This is a genomic window from Nocardia stercoris (assembly GCF_003696265.1).
In the GTDB taxonomy this organism is placed as follows: Bacteria; Actinomycetota; Actinomycetes; order Mycobacteriales; family Mycobacteriaceae; genus Nocardia; species Nocardia stercoris.
The window spans coordinates 1-18,926 of the sequence record NZ_RFFH01000019.1 but is presented as its reverse complement, the minus strand read 5'-3'; the positions used below and the strand labels follow the sequence as shown (position 1 = coordinate 18,926).

The window sequence follows — 18,926 nt, the reverse complement described above, 5'->3', positions numbered from 1 at the left end:
GGCGGCCGTGGATCGAGCGCCTACGATCGCTGCGTGACCGAATCGTTCCCCAGCCGGGAGTGGGGTTCCCGTACCAGCCCCCTCGGCCGCTTCGCCAACTGGTTCGCCGCCACCGACGGCGGTTCCCGCGCGATTCGCGCCCTGATCCCGCTGGACCGTTCCCTGCTCGAGCGCACCCGGGGCCGGTTCACCGTGCTGGGCCCGATCGGTGTGCCGATCATGCTGCTGACCACGACCGGCCGGAAGTCGGGTGTCGCCCGCACCAGCCCGCTGCTGTACGTGCACGGCGGCGATGTCCTCTACGTCATCGGCAGCAATTTCGGCCAGGCGCATCACCCGGCGTGGACGGTGAACCTGCGCGCCGACCCCAAGGCGACGGTCGTCCTCGCCGGGGAGACGCTGCCGGTCGAGGCCACCGAGATCACCGACGCCGACCACAAGGACGAGATCTTCCGGCAGTTCGCCGAGGTCACCGACGCCTACACCGCCTACAAGGACCGCACCAGCCGCGACCTGCGCATCTTCGCTCTACGGCGCAGCTGAACCTACCGCAGTCCACCGACCGTTCGGAAAGCCTTGCGGCCGTGCCGAATCCGGCCTGCTGCGACGAACACGCGAAACACGACGGGCCCGTCCGAATACGGACGGGCCCGCGTCGTGCCGGAACTCACCGGTTCGCGAGCAGCACTTCCGCGATCTGAATCGTGTTGAGCGCCGCACCCTTACGCAGGTTGTCGCCGGAGATGAACAGTGCCAGCCCGCGGCCCTCCGGAGCACCCGGGTCCTGCCGGATCCGGCCGACCAGGGAGTCGTCGCCACCGGCGGCGGCCAGCGGAGTCGGGACGTCGGTCAGGCGCACACCGGCCGCACCGGCCAGGATCTCCTGCGCCCGGGCCGGGGAGATCGGCCGGGCGAATTCGGCGTTGATCGACAGCGAGTGCCCGGTGAAGACCGGCACCCGCACGCAGGTGCCGCTGACCAGCAGCTCCGGCAGGCCCAGGATCTTGCGGGACTCGTTGCGCAGCTTCTGGTCCTCGTCGGTCTCACCCGAGCCGTCGTCGACCAGCGCACCCGCCAGCGGGATCACGTTGAACGCGATCGGCGCCACGTACTTCTTCGGCGCCGGGAAGTCGGCCGCGGACCCGTCGTGGGTCAGCTTCTCGATATCGGGCTCGACCGCGCGGACCTGGCTCGCCAGTTCCTCCACGCCGGCCAGCCCGCTACCGGACACGGCCTGGTAGCTCGACACGATCAACCGGACCAAACCGGCCTCGTCGTGCAGCGGCTTCAGCACCGGCATGGCCGCCATCGTGGTGCAGTTGGGGTTGGCGATGATGCCCTTGGGCAGGTTACGCACCTGCTCCGGGTTCACCTCGCTGACCACCAGCGGGACCTCGGGGTCCTTGCGCCACGCCGAGGAGTTGTCGATCACGGTCACACCGGCGGCCGCGAACCGCGGCGCCTGCACCCGCGACATGGTGGCACCGGCCGAGAACAGCGCGATGTCCAGACCTGTCGGGTCGGCGGTCTCGGTGTCCTCCACCACGATCTCGCCGCCGCGCCACGGCAGCGTCTTGCCCGCCGAGCGCGCCGACGCGAAGAACCGCACCTCGTCGGCCGGGAAGTTCCGCTCCTCGAGCAGCTTCCGCATGACGGCGCCGACCTGACCGGTCGCGCCGACGACTCCAACCCGCACACCCATGGCGATTACCGTCCTGTTCCAGCGTGGACGACCGCGACCTCGTCGCCGCCCAGATCGAAGGCCTTGTGCAGGACCTTGACCGCCTCGTCGAGCTCGGTGTCCTTGACCAGCACCGAGATGCGGATCTCCGAGGTCGAGATCAGGTCGATGTTGACGCCCGCGGCGGCCAGCGCCTCGCAGAAGGTGGCGGTGACGCCCGGGTGCGACTTCATGCCGGCGCCGACCAGCGACACCTTGCCGATGTGGTCGTCGAAGAGGACCTGGGCGAAACCGATCTCCTCCTGCCGCTTGGTCAGCGCCTCGACCGCGCGCGGGGCGTCCTCCTTCGGCAGCGTGAAGGTGATGTCGGTCTTACCGGTGTCGATCTTGGAGATGTTCTGCAACACCATGTCGATATTGATCTCGGCCTCGGCGATGGTCCGGAACACCTTCGCGGCATAGCCCGGCTCGTCGGGCAGGCCGGTCACGGTCACCTTGGCCTCGCCGCGGTCGTGCGCGACGCCGGTGAGGATTGCTGCTTCCAAGGGGATGTCCTCCATCGATCCGTAGATGTAGGTGCCGGGGCGGTCGGTGTAGGAGGACCGCACATGCACCGGAACGTTGTAGCGCCGCGCGTATTCCACGCAGCGAAGCATGAGCACCTTGGCGCCGCATGCGGCCAGCTCCAGCATCTCCTCGAAGGAGACCTGCTCCAGCTTCTGGGCATCGGGCACGATCCGCGGGTCGGCGGTGAACACGCCGTCCACGTCGGTGTAGATCTCGCACACGTCGGCTTCCAGCGCGGCGGCGAGCGCGACGGCGGTGGTGTCGGAACCACCGCGGCCCAGGGTGGTCACGTCCTTCGAGTCCTGCGAGACGCCCTGGAAACCGGCGACCAGCACGATCGTGCCCTCGTCGAGCGCCTGGCGCACCCGCGACGGGGTGACGTCGATGATGCGGGCGTTGCCGTGCGCACCGGTGGTGATCACACCGGCCTGCGAACCGGTGAACGAACGAGCCTGCGCACCGAGCGAGTGAATAGCCATCGCCACAAGCGAATTCGAGATACGCTCACCTGCGGTCAGCAGCATGTCGAGTTCCCGGGCCGGCGGCGCGGGGGCCACCTGCTGGGCGAGGTCCAGCAGTTCGTCGGTGGTGTCGCCCATCGCGGAGCAGACCACCACGACATCGTGGCCGGCCTTCTTCGTCTCGATGATCCGCTCGGCGACGCGACGGATCCGCTCGGCGGACTCGAGCGAGGATCCTCCGTATTTCTGAACGACGAGAGCCACGGCGGGGGTCCTCCGAGATCGTTTTGTGCTGGTTGTCGATGGTCCAGAGTACCGGCCGGGGTCCGGGAATTTGCTCCGGCCGTCCCAGTCGACCGCGTCGGGCCGCTCGAGCACCATCGGACCGCGTCGCGCGCCGCACGCGGCCGCACACGCGCAGCGGGGCGCGGGCAAATCGTCGGCGATCGAGCCGACCACGGCCTGGGCGGCCCCGAGCGGGCCGGCGCCGTCGGGCCCGATCGTCGGAAGTCCCCTGAACACGCCATCGGACAGCATATTTGCCCAGGATTCTCCCGGGTTTTCGAAAGACATCCTCAGCAGTGGGAATGCGGTGTAGCGGAACGAAGCTCGCGGATCGTTGGCCCGGTGCCCGGTTGACTCGGGACTGTGACGCTGTAGACAATCTGGCGCAAGCGTTATGGGGGGTGGAGGGCAGCCATGCGTACGAAGACCGACCACCGATTTATCGTCGATGTTCCATCGGACCAGGTGCTGGCGACGTTACTCGCGGTGGAACGGGCACCGGAGTGGTCACCGGCACACCTCGACGTGCGTGTCGCCAGCCGCGACCCCCAGGGGCGGCCGCTACGGGTGTACGCGACCGTCGCGCCGACCGGGCGCTCCGACCGCCAGGTCATCGAATACGAGTACTCCCCCGGCCGCATTGCCTGGACGGTGATCGAGAGCGGTGCCGGTGGGGGCGGCGGCGGCTGGTTCGAGGTCGAGGATCTCGACTCCGGCGGCACCGAGATCTGGTATCACAACGAGCTCTACCTGCCCATTCCCATGCCCGGGATCGTGCTGAAGCGGACGTTGACCCGGATCGTGGACGAGGCCGTGCACAATCTGGCCCGGCTGATCCGCCGGTCCGCGGGCTATCCGACCGGCACGTTCCGGGTGCCGGTGGAATATCAGCAGCAGACCTACGACGACGCCGCGGACCAGCAGGGCTACGCACCGCAGCAGTACGAGGAGCAGCGCCCGAATCCGTTCGCCCGGCGGTACCCGATCGAGGGCATCGGCTGAGCCGATCACGCCACCTCGGCTGAGCCGATCACGCCACCTCGGCTGAGCCGATCGTGAGCGGGAACCTGCCACGATGAGTCCATGACCGATGGCACCGCCCGCCCCAGCCGGCCACGATTGCGCCTTCTCGCCGAAGACGCGTCGGTCACCGAGCTGGAACTGTTCTTCGACCTGGTCCTGGTGTTCGCGTTCACCCAGGTGGACGACCTGGCCGCACACCACACCACCGCGGTCAACATGTTGCGCGCGCTGCTCGTGCTGGCGGTCATGTGGTGGGTGTGGATCGGCTACGCCTGGCTGGGCAATGTCGCGCAGGCCGATGTCGGGCTGATCCGGCTGGCGTTGTTCTCGGCCATGGGCGCCGGCCTGATCGTCGCCGTCGTGATCCCGGAGGCCTTCGAGGACATGTCCGGCGGCCTGCACGGGCCGCTGGTCTTCGCGCTGGCCTACCTGGTGATCCGGCTCATCCATCTCGTGTCGTTCTGGGTGATCAGCGCGAAGGATCCGCAGCTGCGCCGACAGGTGACCCGCTGGTCGGCCGGATCCATCACGATCGGCACCACCCTGCTGATCATCGCCGCCCAAGCTCACGGAACCGCCCAGATCTGGTGGTGGATCGGCGCGGTAGTCGGCGACATGGGCTGGACGCTGCTGGCCGGGAACGAGTGGCGGTTGAACTCGGCCGGGCACTTCGCCGAACGGCACGGGCTGATCGTGATCGTGGCGCTCGGCGAGTCGATCGTCTCGATCGGGATGGGTGTGGCGGGGCTGCCGGTGTCGTGGCCGATCATCGCGGGAGTGCTCCTGGCACTGAGCGTCTCCGGGCTGCTGTGGTCGGCCTACTTCGACGCCGCCGCCGACCATGTCGAGAAGGCGCTGAAGCAGGCGCGCGGTCCCCGGCGCGTGCAGATCGCCCGAAACTGCTACACGTACTGGCATTTCCCGATGGTGGTCGGGATCGTGGCGCTGGCCCTCGGGTCGAAGAAGGTGATGGCCGAACTCGGTGGTACCGAGGACCACGCGCTCACCGGTATCCCATTGCTCGCCCTCTACGGCGGCCCGGTGCTGTACCTGCTCGCCCTGATCGGATTCCGGCACTACGCCACCGGCGTGGTGCTGTGGGCCCGGCTGCTGACCGCCGGGATCCTGGTCGCGCTGACCCCGCTCGCCTGGCATCTGCCGGCGCTCGGGGCGCTGGCGCTGCTCGCCGCGGTGCTGGCGGTGCTGATCAGCTGGGAACGGTGGCGTTACCCGGAATGCGTCTGATCGTCGGCGCGGCGGCGTTGCTGCGACAGCAGGAACTCGCGCGAGGGCGCGTAGCCCGGAAGCAGCTTGTTGTCGACCGTCTCGGTCACGTCGATGCCCTCCTCGACGGCGCGGCGCATCTGCTGGATGTTCTCGCGCAGCACGTCGCCGATGAGTTCGTCGATCCGGTCGTCGGCCAGCACCTGGAACACCACCCGGAAGCTGGCGTTCGCGATCCCGCGGATGATGTCCTCGTGGAAGGGCAGGTATTTCACCCGGCCCAGCTGCGGATCGGACCGGATCACCTCCAGCATCATGGCGTCCAGTTCGGCGCGGTTCTCGTCGAGCGCCGAGGCGATGTTCTGCGCGTACTTGCCGGCGCTCATCACCTGCGCTATCTCGTCCAGCACGGCCGCGGTCACCGGGCGTTTGATCGCGCCGACGATGGCGTCGACGAACCGGTTGAACAGGACCACCACGATCCGGTCGGCGTAGGCGCGTTCGACCGCGCGCGCGACCCGGATCCCGACCGGGATGATCCGGAACAGCCGCCAGGCCCGGTAGTACAGGTTCGTCACCGGGATCATGCCGAGGACGTCGAACCAGCGCACGAACGGGAAGGTCCAGCTCCAGCCGTAAAGCCGCCAGCGCCACAGGAATTCGGCCGCGAAGACCAGGCAGATCGCGTAGTCCAGGAGCAGCAGGTCCTGGTGCACCTGCTTCGAGGTCGGGACGAACAGCAGCACCGAGACCAAGACGATCGCCACCAGCGCGAGCACGATCATGAGCAGCTCGAGCCAGAGCGGTATCGCCGTGGCCGTGCGGGCGGCGCGCACGGCGGCCGACTCCTTCGCGGCTGCCTTCGGCGGTGGTGTGACCGCGCCCGGGCGGGCGGGCCGGTTCGGCGCCGGATTCTGCAGCTCCACGGATGTCCCTTTCACAGCGACCGGCCGCTGCAACATCGCACGGCCGACTGCACCGAGGGTAGCGGCGGGCCGGGCCGCGATCACCGGGTCAGCTGAACCGGCCGCGACGGACCGCTCACTTCCCCGCGCGGATGATTTCCTCGATATTGCGCTCGGCGATGGCCGCGATGGTCAGCGACGGGTTCACCAGGCCGGCGCTGCCGGGCAGGCCCGCACCGTCGGTCACGTACAGGCCCGGGTGCCCGATGACCCGGCCGTAGCCGTCGGTGGCCTGGCCGAGGACCGCGCCGCCCAGCGGGTGCGCGGTGAACCAGGCGTTCGCGTCCAGGCCGACGATCGAGTAGTCGAGCATCGAACCCGAGGCCGCGGCGACCCGGCGGTCGACCGCGCGGGCGGCGGCGGTGATCGCGTCCTGGGCCTGCTTGGGCCAGTTCAGCGCGATGGTGTCGCGGTGGGCGTCGTAGGAGAATCGGCCGCGGGTGGTGTCGTGCACCATCGCCAGCGAGGCGATCATGCCCAGGTCCATGCCGAAACTGCCTGGCGCGTACCAGTTCTCGAGGGTGAGCGGGGTGCCGGTGGTGTCGGTGATGCGGCCGGCGCTGGCGGCGCCGAAACCGGTTCCGGTGAGCTGCGATTCGCCGCGGGCCAGCACTACGTCACCGTTGGTGCCCCAGCCGTCGCCGATGTACTCGTTGAGGTTCGGCAAGGCGCCGGTGGCCTGGGCGCGGACCAGCAGTTCGGTGGTGCCGATCGAGCCGGCGCCGAGGAACAGCCGGTCGCAGGTGAGGGTGCGGGTGGCCAGGACGGCGCCGCTGGGGTCGAGCTTCGCGACGGTGACCACATAGGTCCCGCTGGGGTCCTGCTGGATCGAATTCACCTGGTGGCCGGGATAGATCGCGGTGTTGCCGGTGTCTTCGGCGTAGCGCAGGTAGTTCTGTGTGAGGTCGAACTTGGCGCCGTTCGAGTTGCCGAGGTTGCTACGACCGATGGTGGCTGATTTCTGTACGGCACCGGCCAATTCGGCCCGAATGATGTCCCAGTTGAACACCGAGTCGCTCGGAGTCGGCTCGTATCCGGCCTTGCGTATCTGGGCATCCCATTGCCGCGAGTGGGTGAACGGGGCGGAGCCGTACACGTCGGCGGGCATCGGACTGAGCGCCATCATGTTTCGCACGCGCGGGTAGTAGGTGGTGTCGAGTTCGGTGTAGTCGACCGAGCCGCCGAACATGTCGTCGAACCAGCGTCGTTCGGGGGCGATCATGCAGCCGGTGTAGACGATCGAACCGCCGCCGACCGCGGCGCCCCGCCATACCTGGATGCCGCCGAAGTCTGTGGTGTCCAGCACACCGCCGAAGTAATCGCACGGTGCGGTGACTTTGGACACGGTGGTGAACGAGGTGCGGTGCCAGTAGCCGCGGCCGTCGGGCAGATCGTCACTGCAGAACACGTCGCGCCACGGATCGGTGGGCCAGCGGGATCCGCGCTCCAGCACGGTGTTCGCCACGCCCGCCTGGGACAGACGCAGCGCGGTCACCGCGGCACCGAAACCGGAGCCGATGATGATCACGGGCGAGTGTTCCGGCGGGTCCGGTAGCGGCGCAAAAATTTCCGGCACCCAGCGGCGAATTTCCCCGATATCGGCGACGGCCGGAGCCGTACCACGAGCGGCGCCTGCCGCGCCGAGGACTGCCGCAGCACCGGCGGCCTTGAAAAAGGCACGTCTGTGCACCGCGAGCCTCCAACATCAGGTACGAACCTGCGGAAGAATACCGCTTCACACCGTGCGACGGTACATTTCGGGCGGATCCGGAATGCGTGGAGTTATGCGGTATAGCCATGATTGTCGACCAGGCAGGCCTGGGCAGTCAGTGTTCCCAACGACTTCCGGCCCGCAGCCGCGAGGACTACGAACCATGAAGCACTCCAGTCGAATTCGATTCGAAGGCTGGAACGTTCAGGCGCGCAACCGCTCGCGACGCAACAGGGCTACCTCGGGAAGATCCAGGGGCGGAAGGCTTTCCACGCCCATGGCCCGGCTCAACAGGTAGTCGGCCAGCTCCGGATTGCGGGCCAGCGCCGGACCGTGCATGTAGGTGCCTATGACCGAACCCTGCACGGCACCCTCCAGACCGTCACCGACGCCGTTGCCGACACCCTTGGTGACCCGGCCCAGTGGTGTGGCGTCGGGGCCCAATGTGGTTCCGCCGCCGTGGTTCTCGAAGCCGGTCAGCGCCTCGGACAGACCCGGGAGCAGCGGGGTGGTGGCGACCTCGCCGATGGCGCGGCGGCCCTGCGGGGAGGTGGTCACGTCCAGCATCGAGACCCCGTCCACCCGTTCGCCGGTGGAGGTCTCGTACCAGTGCCCGAGCACCTGGATCGCCGCGCAGATCGCCAGCACCGGCACGCCGCGCTCGGCGGCCCGCTGCAGGCCCGGATACTGCTGCAGGTGGCGGGTGGCCAGGCGCTGAGCCGAATCCTCCGCGCCGCCAAGGGTATACACGTCCAGCGACTCGGGAACCGGGTCGTTCAAGGTGATCTCGACGATTTCGGCGTCGATTCCGCGCAACCGCAACCGCTGTCGCAGCACAACCGCGTTGCCGCCGTCGCCGTAGGTGCCCATCACGTCGGGCAGCACCAGCCCGATCCGCACGGTGGATTCGGTCACTGCCCCAGCCCTTCCAGATCGCGGTTCAGGTCCCGGAAGGCGGTGTAGTTGGCCAGCACCTCCACCTGCCCCGGCGGACACGATGCGATGGCGCGCAACGGATCCGAGACCAGCGTGTGGTCCACGCCGGCGTAGGTGAGGCGCACCGCGAGGTCGGTGCCGCGCTCACCCGAGGCCACCACCTGCGTGCCCTCGAAATGTTCGAACCGCACGTCCCACAACCAGGACAGATCCTCGCCGTCAGGCACCTGCCCGTTGACCGCGATGACCAGGCCGGTCGCGGACGGATCGATCATCGACAGCGCCTCCTGCCAACCGGCCGGGTTCTTGGCCAGCAGCAGCCGCGCCGAGTGCGCCCCCACCCGCACGGTCCGGTACCGGCCCGCGATCTCCTTGACCGTGGCCGCGGCGTCGGCGGCCGCTTCGGGCGTCGCGCCCAGCGCCACCGCGGCCGCCACCGCCTGCGCGGCATTGCCCCGGTTCGCCCGGCCCGGCAGCGCCAGGTGCAGCGGCACCTTCACCCCGTCCGGCCCGTACAGGAACTCCTCGTCCACCGACCAATCCGGTTGCGGGCGTTCGAAATCGGCGCCGGTACTGCGCCAGTGCTCGCCCTCCCACACGATCGGCTCGCCGCTGCGCGGGCAGCTGGCCGAGTCGACCGCCCAGCCGCTGCCGGCGGCCACCCACACCACGTTGGGGTGGTCGTAGGCGATCGAGGTGATCAGCACGTCGTCACAGTTGGCGATCAGCGTCGCGTTCGGGTGCCGGGCCATACCGGCGCGCAGCCGGCGCTCGATGGTGGTGATCTCGCCCACCCGGTCCAGCTGGTCGCGCGACAGATTCAGCAGCACCACGGCCGCCGGCTCCAGCGCATCGGCGACGTGCGGCAGATGCAACTCGTCGACCTCGATGGCGGCCAGCGGCGCGGCGCGGTGCGCGTTGAGCGCGGCGATGATCCCCGCGTCCATGTTCGCGCCGTCGGCCTGGGTGGCGACCCGGCCCATCGTGCCCAGCGCCGCCGTGGTCATCCGCGTCGTGGTGGACTTCCCGTTCGTCCCGGTGATCAGCACCGTGCGCCGGTTCCGCCCGAGCTGGGTCATGATCGACGGATCCAGCTGCTGCGCGATCAGCCCACCGATCATCGACCCCTTACCGCGCCCGGCCTTCTGCGACGCCCAGGACGCCAACCCCGCCGCCGCCAGCGCCAACCGCCCACGAACCGATATGTCTGCCACGGGGTGAGTCTAGGGGTGGGGCGGGTGTGGTCGCGCGGCGGCGCTGGCGATGCCCCGGCGGCCGAGGTCGCCCGCGCCCACGAGGACGCCATCATCTCCGTTGCGCGTCTGGAGGCGGGATTCGGTGCACACTTGGCGCCGTTGTCGGACTTTCTGCTCCGGAGCGAATCGGTCGCCTCTTCGAAGATCGAACATGTCGACGCCGGCTGGCGCGCCTTCGCGCGAGCCGTTGGCGGTGGCAATGCCAGCGCCGAGGCACAATCCCAGCTCGCGGCCGTCCGGGCGTTGATCTCTATGGTCGACGCGGCCGACATCGGCCCGATGACCGTCAACACTCTGCTCGAGGCCCACCGCCTGCTGATGGCACCCGACTACTACGCCGCGCGCGAGTCGGGGCGATTCCGCGAGGTTCAGAACTGGATCGGCGGCAGTGACTACACCCCACTGCACGCGGCGCACATCCCGCCGCCGGAACTGGTTCCGGATCTGATGGACGACCTGCTGACCTTCGCGAACCGGAGCGATCTTCCGATTCTCGCTCAGGCTGCGCTCACGCACGCCCAGTTCGAGTCGATCCATCCGTTCACCGACGGCAACGGCCGGATCGGCCGAGCATTGCTGAGCGCGGTCCTGCGTCGGCGCGGCCTGACGCGGCGCATCACCGTGCCGCTCGCCTCGGCCATGCTGGCCGATACCAGCCGCTATTTTGCCCAGCTGAACAGCTACCGAACCGGCGCTGCCGACGAATTCTCGAGTACGTGGCCCGAGCGACAACGCGGTCATGTGCCGCGGCCGAGGATTCCGCACTGACCTTGTCCGGCCTGCTCGGTCATTGGTACACCCGAGTCCGGCCGCGCGCCAACTCCGCCGAGGCCGCCATCCTCGATCACTTGCTCGGTACTCCGATTCTCAACTCCAATTCTGCCCAAACCCTCACCGGCACATCCGAAGTCAGCACTCTGCGGGCACTGAACAACCTCACCGAGGCCGGCATCCTGGAGGTGTTGTCAGCGAACAAGCGCAATCGGGTGTGGGGTGCGGTGGATGTACTGGCGGAGCTGGACGAGCTCAACGCGGCGATCGGGCGGCGGACGCTCGGATGACTTCACCGGGACGGTCATCCGCTGGGTTCGCGATCGTTGCCGTCAGTACAGCCCACGCGTGTAGTTGGTGACCGAGTAGTACTCCTCCAGTTCCGGCAGCGATTCCGGGAGAGTCGGGGCCACGTCCTTGGAGATTCGGGCGTGGGTGGGGAGGGTCACTTCCGGCCAGTCTCCGGGATGCCAGAGTCCGCTGCGGAGGGCCGACTTGCCGCAGTGGAAGAAGACCTCCTCGATCGCTACCTCGCACGCCAGGATCGGGCGGTTGCCCTTGACGATCAGGTCGTCGAAGTAGGGGGCGTCGCGGACCAGGCGGGCGCGGCCGTTGACGCGGAGGGTCTCGTTGCGGGTGGGGACCAGGAACAGCACACCCACATGGGGATTGGTGAGGATGTTGCGGTAGCCGTCGCCGCGGCGGTTGCCGGGGCGTTCGGGGATGACGATGGTGGAATCGTCGAGGACGCGGACGAATCCGGGCGGGTCGCCCTTGGGGGAGGCGTCGCAGGTGCCGTCGGCGGCGCTGGTGGCCAGCACGATGTAGGGGGACGCGGCGATCCAGGCGCGGTCGTGGGCGTGCAGGGCGGTGCGCTCCTTCAGGGTCGCACGGTGGCCGACCTCGCCCAGGAGGTTCCGCAGTTCGGCGGGGTCGGTGATCGTGGTGTCGCTGGTCTCGGACATGCTGTGCCCCTTCGGATCCGGTGGGAAGTCCGTCCGTGTCCGGCTGCCGGCGTCCCGCCACTGTCGGAGGGTGGGCGCCCGTCGACAGCCCGCACTTCGATCCAACCGGGCACCTGCCGGACTGACAAGGGTTTCCCGCGGAACGCCGGAACCTGCTGCCGCCGAGCGACTTACGCGGTGTCGAACTGATTCGGTTGCCCGGCGGCGTAGCGCGCGATGTCGGCCTGACGCAACGGTTCCAGGATCGGGGACCGGAACAGCGAGAACATGCGGCAGCGGGGCGCGGACGATCCGGTCACGTCCAGCAGCGCGTTGACGGCGGCCCGAGCGGACTCGTTGGCACCCTCCATCGTGGCCAGGTCGATCGTGGTCTGCACGTAGTCGCCGGCCAGGAACAGGTTGTCGACGGCGCCGTGCGCGGCGGGCCGGGCCGACCAGGTACCGACCGTATTCACCAGCAGCGGATCGGCATTGGTGTTGACCGACCGGTTCGCGTCCCAGGCCACGCCCGGGTCGAGGAACCACGAATGCAGGTCGGCGTCGGAGAGCCGACTGTCGCCGACGAGATGCTGTTTGACCTGTTCCCAGACCTCCCGAGCGATCTCGTCGTGGTTGCAGTCGCGGGCGGGCTTGCCGTACAGCACTCCCGGCAGGTTCCAGTTCGAGATGTCGACCGACAGACAGTCCTGCACGGTGCCGTCGCCGAAGGCGGGCAGTTCGGTGCGGGCCCAGAACTGGTTCTGCGAGATCGAGGTCAGCGACCACGGTGAGTCGACGTAGGCGGTGTGCCCGCGCGCGATGTTCGCCGGCCGGTTCAGATAGAACTGGATGCCGGTCATCCATTCCACATTGAGCCAGCTCATGTTCGCCAGTTCCGGTTGCAGGGAAAGGATTTCGGGCGTCCAGAAGGTGCGGGCGACCTCGGCGGGCACGGCCAGCAGATAGTGGTCGGCGGTGACCGGGGTGCCGTCGGTGAGCCGCGCGCCCGAGATCCGCGAGCCCGCTATGTCCAGGCCGGCCAGTTCGGCGGTGACGAAGGTGACGCCGAGGCCGCGCAGCCGGTCCACCCACGGGTCGATCCAGGCCTGGTTGGTGGGGCCGTTGAGCACCCGGTCCATCGGGCCGTCGTTGCCCTGCCAGAGCGGGTTGCCGAGGAACTGTTCGCCCATCGTGCCGATGGTCCGGGTGCTGGCCTGGTCGTCGCTCATCGCCACCAGCATGGTGGTGAGCGTGCGGGACAACAGGATTCGGAAGTCCTCGGATCGTTCGTTCGCGCCGACGAAGTCGCGCCAGGCGACCTTCTCCCACTGCCCGAGCCGGCGGTCGTCGCAGCTGGTGAAGAAGACGAGCAGCCGGTTGGCGAAATAGGCGGCGTCGGCGGGCGGCATCTTGGCCGAGGTGGCGATCATCGACCCGAGGGTCTGCTGGAATTCGCCGGGGCCGGACCAGGGTATGTCGCTGTAGCTGGTGGGCACGAAGGTGCTGTCCGCATCCTTGCGCGCGAAACGTGCTTCGGGCGTGGAGATCAGGTTGTCCCAGACGCCGTTTACGTTGCCCGCGAACGGGATTCGGCGCATGGTGTCGGGCAGGTGGTGATAGAAGCCGGGGAAGAACCGGAATCCGTGCTCGCCGGGCAGATCCGGGCGTCCGCCGGTGCCGGTGCCGGTGAACGGGATCGAGCGCGCCTTGCCGCCGAGGGCGCGGCGCTCGTAGACGGTGACCGCGAATCCCCGCTCGGCGAGTTCGTGTGCGGCGGTGAGACCCGCGACTCCGCCGCCGAAGATCGCGACGCTGGGCCCGGTGTTCGCGGTGGCGACCGGTGAGCATAGTGCGCCGGCCGCCACACCCGCACCGACACCCATCGCACCGCGCAGCACTGCGCGTCGGGTCACCCCTGACCGCCGTTCAGCCATACCGAACCTCCAGATCGCGGCTAACTGTAGGCGATTGCCACGAAACCCGAGTCGATCAGGGGTCATCCACGATTTTAGAGGTCGATTTTCTGCAATATTCCGGATCAGCGATCGGCCAGCAGTTCAACCGGACAATACCGACTCGGCGGGCGCGGCTCACGCTACCGGATCGAGGTCCGCGATCCGCCGCGTACCGCCGGAGCCCACGACGCCGCGATCCGAACCCGCCGACACGGCGGGCGACGTGACCGCGAAGGCGCCCGCGATGACGATCACCCCGCCGGTCAGCGCGAACACCGACGGCCGCTCCCCCAACAGCGCCCAGGACGCGGCGATACCGACCACCGGAACCAGCAGCGAGAGCGGCGCCACCGTGGTCGCCGGATAGCGGCCCATCAGCGTCGTCCACAGACTGGAACCGACGAGCGTGGCGAGAATCGCGGTGAACGCCAACGCGATCAGCGCCGAACATCCCGCCGGAGTGAAGGCGTGCCGCAGCGCTCGCGGCCCGGCCGCGGGACCCTCGACGAACGCCGACAGGACGAACATCGGGATCGGCGGCACGACCGTCATCCACAGCGTGAGGGCGAGCGGGTCGGGCCGCTCGCCGTCCGGCCCGGGCGCCGCGGCCAGCCGGGACCCGAGATTGCCGAACGCCCAGCCGAGGCCACCCGCCAACGTGAGCAGCACCGGGAGCAGCGAAGCGTGCTGCGCCCGATCCCAGCCGATCACCACCATTCCGGTGACGGCCACGGCCAGGCCGGCCAGCTGTACCGGCCGCAGCCGCTCGCCCAGCAGCAGCGCGCCCAGCAGCACCGTGAACAGCGCCGAAGACTGCAGCACCAGCGACGACAGCCCGGTCGGCATTCCCGCGCGCATGGCAGTGAACAGGAAGGCGAACTGCAGGATCCCGAAACCGCTGCCGTACAACACGAGCCAGCGCAGCGGCACCCGTGGACGCCGCACCAGGAGCACGACGGGGAGCGCGAGCACGGCGAAACGCAGGCCGGCGAAGAACAGGGGCGGGAACTGCTCGAGCCCGATGTGCAGGGCGACGAAGTTCAGTCCCCAGAGCAGGACGACGGCCGAGCCGAGCAGGCGATCACGGGGGGTCATGCGGCAATCGTGCGGGGTGTGGACAACGTAGAACAATCGAATAATTATGGATGGTTCATGTAGAAGTTCTACACATTCATCCCCAGAGGACGGCGCTTGGATCCCACCACCGGACCGCAACACCCGACCGGACCGGCGCTGTCGGTGGAACGGCTGCGCGTCCTGCGCGAATTCGCCGACCGCGGCACTGTAGCGGCGACCGCCGCGGCCCTGTCGATGACCCCGTCCGCGGTCTCCCAGCAGTTGAAGGTGCTCGCCCGCGAAGCCGGCGTCGAACTGCTGGAACCCGACGGGCGCCGAGTGCGGCTCACCGCCGCCGGGCAGGCACTGGTGCTACGCGCCGACGAGGTCCTGGCGGCAGTCGACCGGGCGGTCGCCGAGATGGCGCACTACCGCGGCTCGCCCCGCGGACTGGTCCGGGTCGCGGCCTTCCCGTCCGGCGCCGCCCTGCTGTTCCCTGGGGTGCTGACCGCGCTGGCCGGAACCGACGTCGAGGTGATCCTGGCCGACGAGGACCTGCCACCCACCGAGGTGCCGAAACTGTTGGCCGACTACGACATCGTGCTCACCCACCGCGACGAACGCAGTCCCGCCGTGGCGGGCCCGCGCGTGCGCACCCTGCCCCTGATGCGCGAGCCCATCGACGTCGTCGTCGCCACCGGTCACCGCCTGGCCGGCCGCGGCGCCGTCGTCCCCGGCGAACTCGCCGCCGAGACCTGGCTCAGTGTCCGCGGCGGCTTCCCCGTCGACGACGTCCTGCGCTCCATCGCCACCGTCACCGGCGTCCAGCCCCGAATCACCCAGCGCATCAACGACTTCACCGTCACCGAGGCTCTGGTCGCCGGCGGCCACGCCGTCGCCCTGATGCCGCGGTACGCGGTCCGGCATCCGGAGCTGGTCGTGCTCCGCCTGGCCGGCGTGCGGGCGGCCCGGCGCTACGACTTGGCGATCCGGCCGGGGGCCGACCGCTCGCCGGCGGTCGCGACAGTGCTGCGGGCGTTCCGGACCGCCGCAGCGGCTGTCACCCACTCCCGGCCCCCGCGTTAGGCGGTACGACCGCGCACCCGAACCGGAACAGGTTCGGGTGCTTCGGATCGGCGCTCTGCGGCGTGTGTTCGGCTCAGGCCGGGACCGCGATCCGGGCGACCGATACCGGCCCTGTGATATCGCGACGTGCCCACGCGGTCGCCGGGACCCAGACCAGCAGGACGATCCCGGCGACGTAGGCGGCGGGCGCGAGAGTCGTACTGAGCAGCAGATATCCGATGCCGGAGATCGAAATGGTCAGGGCCAGAGCGAGACCCGTCAGGTGCACCCACACCGGGCCGATGTGGTTGCGCAGCGCGGACACCGACACCAGGAACGCGGCCACGGCCAGGAGCAGCATCTTCACGCCGTCCAGGCGATTCACCAGAGCGAAGACAGTCTGCGCGGCGTCGGCGGACCCCGCGGACGACCATCCCGACATGTGCACGCCCAGGGCGCACTGGGTCAGCGAAACCGCGACGGCCGACAGGCCGGTGATCCGGGCCCATCCGGTGAACGTCGAAACGATCACGGCGAGTGCGATTCCCGCGATGCCCTGGGTGCAGACATACTGGGCGATCGCGACCGGGACATGACCGTGGAGAGCGGCGGCGATCTGCGTGCCGGATGCCCGCACCGAGGGGTTGGTGGGCCAGACCGAGAGTCCGACGATCCAGGCGAAGAGGTAGACGATCCCGGCGACGCGAACGGTGCGGCGGTCGAAGTTCATGACAGTTCCTCTGCGACAGCTTGTTTCGGATGGTCAGGACAGGGCGAGCCAGGCGGCGGTGCCCAGGTGGACGGCGGCGAGCCCGATGCACGTCGCGGCCATCGGAAGGTTGCGGAGCCGGAAACCCAGTGCGGCATCACCGATCTGAGCCAGGCCGGCGACGACGAGGACCGGGGCGATCGCGGTCCGGTTCCCGGTCGCCAGCACGGCGAGGGTCACTGCGCACAGCGGCAGGGCTCGGGCGGCGTAGGCGCCGAGGAAGAACGTGATGCCCGGCGTCACGGACTCGCCCGCCGGCAACGCCAGGCGCGGCCGAACGAGTCCCACCAGACAGGACACACCGGACACCACGGCTACCAGTGCGTTCGAAGCGGCGATCACAGTCAGCATTTTGCTTCTCTTCTCAAATCGTTCGAGGCGTGAATCATTTGAGTAGAGATATACTCGACCCCGTGACGAGAGTCAACAAGAAGACGACGATCCCCAGCACCGTGGCGTACCGGCTCGGAATCCTGGGAACCATTGCGGCGAACAGTTTCTCGGCGGAGATCGAGTCCCTGAACCTCAAGCCCAAGCAGGTGGGGCTGCTGGTCGCCCTCGACCACGATGTCGCGGCCTCGCAGCAGGAACTCGCGGCCCGCCTCGGCGTGGTGCCGAGCCTGGTGGTGTCGCTGGCCGATCAGCTCGAGCAGCGTGGCGCGGTCCGGCGCGAACGTGATCCGGCCGACCGGCGCCGGCAGATCCTGACTCTCACCGACCGCGGCCGGGAACTACTCGATCAGGCCGCCCAGGCCGCCGAGCAGGTCGATCGCGCCCTCACCGCGCGTCTCACCGCAGCGCAGCTCGGCGCCCTCCACGAGGCGCTCGCGGTGCTCGCCACCGACGCCGGTCTACCGGGAGCCTGAACAGCGGTTCCTCGTGCACGACAGCGCCCGCATCAGCATTCGGCGGAACTGCGATAACCGATGCGGCACTTCATATTTCGGTGATACACAGCAAGACACCCCCGACGCGGCGGACGCGTCGAGGGTGTCTTTCGAAGCGAATTCAGGACCCGGCAGGTTCCCCGAAGCCCGGTGGCAGTCCGTTGTAGCCGGGCGGCGGTACCGGGGCGCCGGGGTATGGAGGCTGGCCCGGGTAGCCCGGCTGGTCCTGGTACTGCGGCGGCATCATCTGCCCCGGATACTGCGGCTGGCCAGGGTATTGGGTCTGGCCCGGGTACTGGCCGGGCATCGGGGCGCCCGGGTAGGGCGGCTGGGGCAGGTGGTAGCCGAAGTCGTCGGCGACCAGGGCGGCCAGTTCCAGCAGGGCGCGGCGGGTGGGCTTGCCGACGAGTTCGAGGTCGATCTCGGCGCCCTCGGCGAGGTGCTCGTCGAACGGGACGACCTGCACGGCGCGGGTGCGGTCCAGGAACAGCTTGCGCAGCTGGTCCAGGTCGACGGTCGACGCACCGCGGCGAGAAGCGTTGACCACCACCACGGTTCGCTCGACGAGCTTGCCGTAGCCGTGGTGCTCGAGCCAGTCCAGCGTGGCCGAGGCGCTGCGCGCGCCGTCGATGGCCGGCGAGGTGACCAGGACGAGCGACGAGGCCTCGTCCAGCACACCCTTCATGGCCGAATGCATCAGTCCGGTACCGCAATCGGTGAGGATGATGTTGTAGAACTGCTGCAGGATGGACAGGGCGCGCCGGTAGTCCATCTCGCTGAAGGCTTCCGACACCGCCGGATCCTGCTCGCTGGCAAGCACTTCCAGTCGGCTGGCGGCCTGCGAGGTGTGCGCGCGCACATCGGAGTACCGCGAGATGTTGCGGTCCTCCAACAGGTTTCGCACCGTCGAGCGAGTCTGGCGCGGCACCCGGTGGGCGAGGGTACCCAGGTCGGGGTTGGCGTCGATGGCGATCACGCGGTCGCCGCGGGTGGCGGCGAACGTCGAGCCCAGGCCGACAGTGGTGGTGGTCTTGCCGACGCCACCCTTCAGCGACAGGATCGCGATCCGGTAGTCGCCCCGGACCGGCTGGTTCACCCGGTCGACGAGCTCGCGATGCACCACATCGGCCGACGACTCACCGGGGTTGATCGAACCACCGGACACCTGGTGCACGGCCCGGCGCCACCCGCTGCGCGGTGCCCGCCGGGCCCGCTTCAACAGGTTGAGGTCGTTGACCGACGACGCCGGCTGCCCGGGGATCTGCCCGTACTGCGGCTGGAAACCGGCCGGCGGACCCGGCGGTGGCGGCGCCCACCCCGGCGGCGGACCGGCCGGAGCCGACGGCGCGACGGGCGGCGGCGCCCAGCCC

General features: G+C 69.0%; 19 protein-coding genes. 7 read left to right on the top strand and 12 right to left on the bottom strand.

The features are described from left to right. Positions 1-33: 33 nt before the first annotated feature. Positions 34-543: a nitroreductase/quinone reductase family protein gene (locus EBN03_RS28850; RefSeq protein WP_122191310.1), complete on the top strand. Its 510-nt coding sequence runs from the start codon at positions 34-36 to the stop codon at positions 541-543. Positions 544-667: 124 nt separating this feature from the next. On the opposite strand, the gene EBN03_RS28845 is transcribed toward EBN03_RS28850, so the two are convergent. Continuing rightward, the gene (locus tag EBN03_RS28845; protein ID WP_122191309.1) at positions 668-1,702 is read right to left on the bottom strand and encodes an aspartate-semialdehyde dehydrogenase; all 1,035 of its coding nucleotides are present in this window, start codon (positions 1,700-1,702) and stop codon (positions 668-670) included. A 5-nt stretch (positions 1,703-1,707) separates the two neighbouring features. Further along, the gene (locus EBN03_RS28840; protein WP_122191385.1) at positions 1,708-2,973 is read right to left on the bottom strand and encodes an aspartate kinase; all 1,266 of its coding nucleotides are present in this window, start codon (positions 2,971-2,973) and stop codon (positions 1,708-1,710) included. Positions 2,974-3,408: 435 nt separating this feature from the next. On the opposite strand from EBN03_RS28840, the gene EBN03_RS28835 reads away from it, so the two are divergent. Both EBN03_RS28835 and EBN03_RS28830 read left to right on the top strand, forming a co-directional pair. Next, positions 3,409-3,996, top strand: coding sequence for an SRPBCC family protein (locus EBN03_RS28835; RefSeq protein WP_122191308.1), 588 nt, complete (start codon positions 3,409-3,411; stop codon positions 3,994-3,996). Between the two features lie 81 nt (positions 3,997-4,077). Then, positions 4,078-5,262 carry a low temperature requirement protein A gene (locus EBN03_RS28830; protein ID WP_122191307.1) on the top strand — a complete coding sequence of 395 codons (1,185 nt, stop codon included), beginning with the start codon at positions 4,078-4,080 and terminating at the stop codon, positions 5,260-5,262. Here the strand turns inward: EBN03_RS28830 and EBN03_RS28825 are convergent. The 4 genes from EBN03_RS28825 to EBN03_RS28810 all read right to left on the bottom strand — a co-directional run bounded on the left by EBN03_RS28825 (position 5,244) and on the right by EBN03_RS28810 (position 10,067). Then, complete coding sequence (locus tag EBN03_RS28825) at positions 5,244-6,167, bottom strand: ion transporter (RefSeq protein WP_147471741.1); 924 nt, start codon at positions 6,165-6,167, stop codon at positions 5,244-5,246. The two genes, EBN03_RS28830 and EBN03_RS28825, sit on opposite strands and share 19 nt — an antisense overlap. Before the next feature lie 115 nt (positions 6,168-6,282). Then, complete coding sequence (locus EBN03_RS28820; RefSeq protein ID WP_122191305.1) at positions 6,283-7,896, bottom strand: GMC oxidoreductase; 1,614 nt, start codon at positions 7,894-7,896, stop codon at positions 6,283-6,285. Between the two features lie 225 nt (positions 7,897-8,121). Then, positions 8,122-8,832, bottom strand: a complete 711-nt coding sequence (locus EBN03_RS28815; RefSeq protein WP_122191304.1) for a type 1 glutamine amidotransferase — start codon at positions 8,830-8,832, stop codon at positions 8,122-8,124. Beyond that, the gene (locus EBN03_RS28810) at positions 8,829-10,067 is read right to left on the bottom strand and encodes a Mur ligase family protein (protein WP_122191303.1); all 1,239 of its coding nucleotides are present in this window, start codon (positions 10,065-10,067) and stop codon (positions 8,829-8,831) included. Before EBN03_RS28810 ends, EBN03_RS28815 begins: the two co-directional genes overlap by 4 nt. A 24-nt stretch (positions 10,068-10,091) precedes the next feature. On the opposite strand from EBN03_RS28810, the gene EBN03_RS28805 reads away from it, so the two are divergent. Continuing rightward, positions 10,092-10,877: a Fic family protein gene (locus EBN03_RS28805; RefSeq protein WP_407671259.1), complete on the top strand. Its 786-nt coding sequence runs from the start codon at positions 10,092-10,094 to the stop codon at positions 10,875-10,877. 2 nt (positions 10,878-10,879) lie between these two features. Beyond that, a complete protein-coding gene (locus EBN03_RS35905) occupies positions 10,880-11,170 on the top strand; it encodes a hypothetical protein (RefSeq protein ID WP_407671258.1) in 291 nt (96 codons plus the stop codon). Between the two features lie 42 nt (positions 11,171-11,212). Here the strand turns inward: EBN03_RS35905 and EBN03_RS28800 are convergent, their stop codons facing one another. The 3 genes from EBN03_RS28800 to EBN03_RS28790 form a co-directional block, all read right to left on the bottom strand. Further along, the gene (locus EBN03_RS28800; RefSeq protein WP_122191302.1) at positions 11,213-11,845 is read right to left on the bottom strand and encodes a pyridoxamine 5'-phosphate oxidase family protein; all 633 of its coding nucleotides are present in this window, start codon (positions 11,843-11,845) and stop codon (positions 11,213-11,215) included. Positions 11,846-12,015: 170 nt separating this feature from the next. Next, on the bottom strand, positions 12,016-13,707 hold the full coding sequence (locus EBN03_RS28795) for a hydroxysqualene dehydroxylase (protein WP_456093819.1): 1,692 nt from the start codon (positions 13,705-13,707) through the stop codon (positions 12,016-12,018). A gap of 207 nt (positions 13,708-13,914) precedes the next feature. Next, positions 13,915-14,874, bottom strand: coding sequence for an EamA family transporter (locus tag EBN03_RS28790; protein ID WP_122191300.1), 960 nt, complete (start codon positions 14,872-14,874; stop codon positions 13,915-13,917). Between the two features lie 138 nt (positions 14,875-15,012). Between EBN03_RS28790 and EBN03_RS28785 the strand changes: the two genes are divergently transcribed. Continuing rightward, positions 15,013-15,921, top strand: a complete 909-nt coding sequence (locus tag EBN03_RS28785; RefSeq protein ID WP_122191384.1) for a LysR family transcriptional regulator — start codon at positions 15,013-15,015, stop codon at positions 15,919-15,921. A gap of 73 nt (positions 15,922-15,994) precedes the next feature. Here the strand turns inward: EBN03_RS28785 and EBN03_RS28780 are convergent, their stop codons facing one another. Next, complete coding sequence (locus EBN03_RS28780; protein WP_122191299.1) at positions 15,995-16,630, bottom strand: hypothetical protein; 636 nt, start codon at positions 16,628-16,630, stop codon at positions 15,995-15,997. Between the two features lie 33 nt (positions 16,631-16,663). Beyond that, a complete protein-coding gene (locus EBN03_RS28775; RefSeq protein WP_147471740.1) occupies positions 16,664-17,011 on the bottom strand; it encodes a hypothetical protein in 348 nt (115 codons plus the stop codon). A 71-nt stretch (positions 17,012-17,082) separates the two neighbouring features. On the opposite strand from EBN03_RS28775, the gene EBN03_RS28770 reads away from it, so the two are divergent. Further along, entirely contained in the window at positions 17,083-17,535 is a 453-nt protein-coding gene (locus tag EBN03_RS28770) for a MarR family winged helix-turn-helix transcriptional regulator (RefSeq protein WP_199743011.1), read from the top strand. A gap of 142 nt (positions 17,536-17,677) precedes the next feature. On the opposite strand, the gene EBN03_RS28765 is transcribed toward EBN03_RS28770, so the two are convergent. Further along, a partial coding sequence (locus EBN03_RS28765; RefSeq protein ID WP_233608705.1) for a MinD/ParA family ATP-binding protein occupies positions 17,678-18,926 on the bottom strand: 1,249 nt, incomplete at its 5' end.

Coding starts and splice junctions, on each gene's coding strand:
- EBN03_RS28845 (WP_122191309.1), bottom strand. CDS start 1,702: ATGGGTGTGCGGGTTGGAGTCGTCGGCGCGACCGGTCAGGTCGGCGCC.
- EBN03_RS28835 (WP_122191308.1), top strand. CDS start 3,409: ATGCGTACGAAGACCGACCACCGATTTATCGTCGATGTTCCATCGGAC.
- EBN03_RS28830 (WP_122191307.1), top strand. CDS start 4,078: ATGACCGATGGCACCGCCCGCCCCAGCCGGCCACGATTGCGCCTTCTC.
- EBN03_RS28800 (WP_122191302.1), bottom strand. CDS start 11,845: ATGTCCGAGACCAGCGACACCACGATCACCGACCCCGCCGAACTGCGG.
- EBN03_RS28795 (WP_456093819.1), bottom strand. CDS start 13,707: ATGGGTGTCGGTGCGGGTGTGGCGGCCGGCGCACTATGCTCACCGGTC.
- EBN03_RS28790 (WP_122191300.1), bottom strand. CDS start 14,874: ATGACCCCCCGTGATCGCCTGCTCGGCTCGGCCGTCGTCCTGCTCTGG.
- EBN03_RS28780 (WP_122191299.1), bottom strand. CDS start 16,630: ATGAACTTCGACCGCCGCACCGTTCGCGTCGCCGGGATCGTCTACCTC.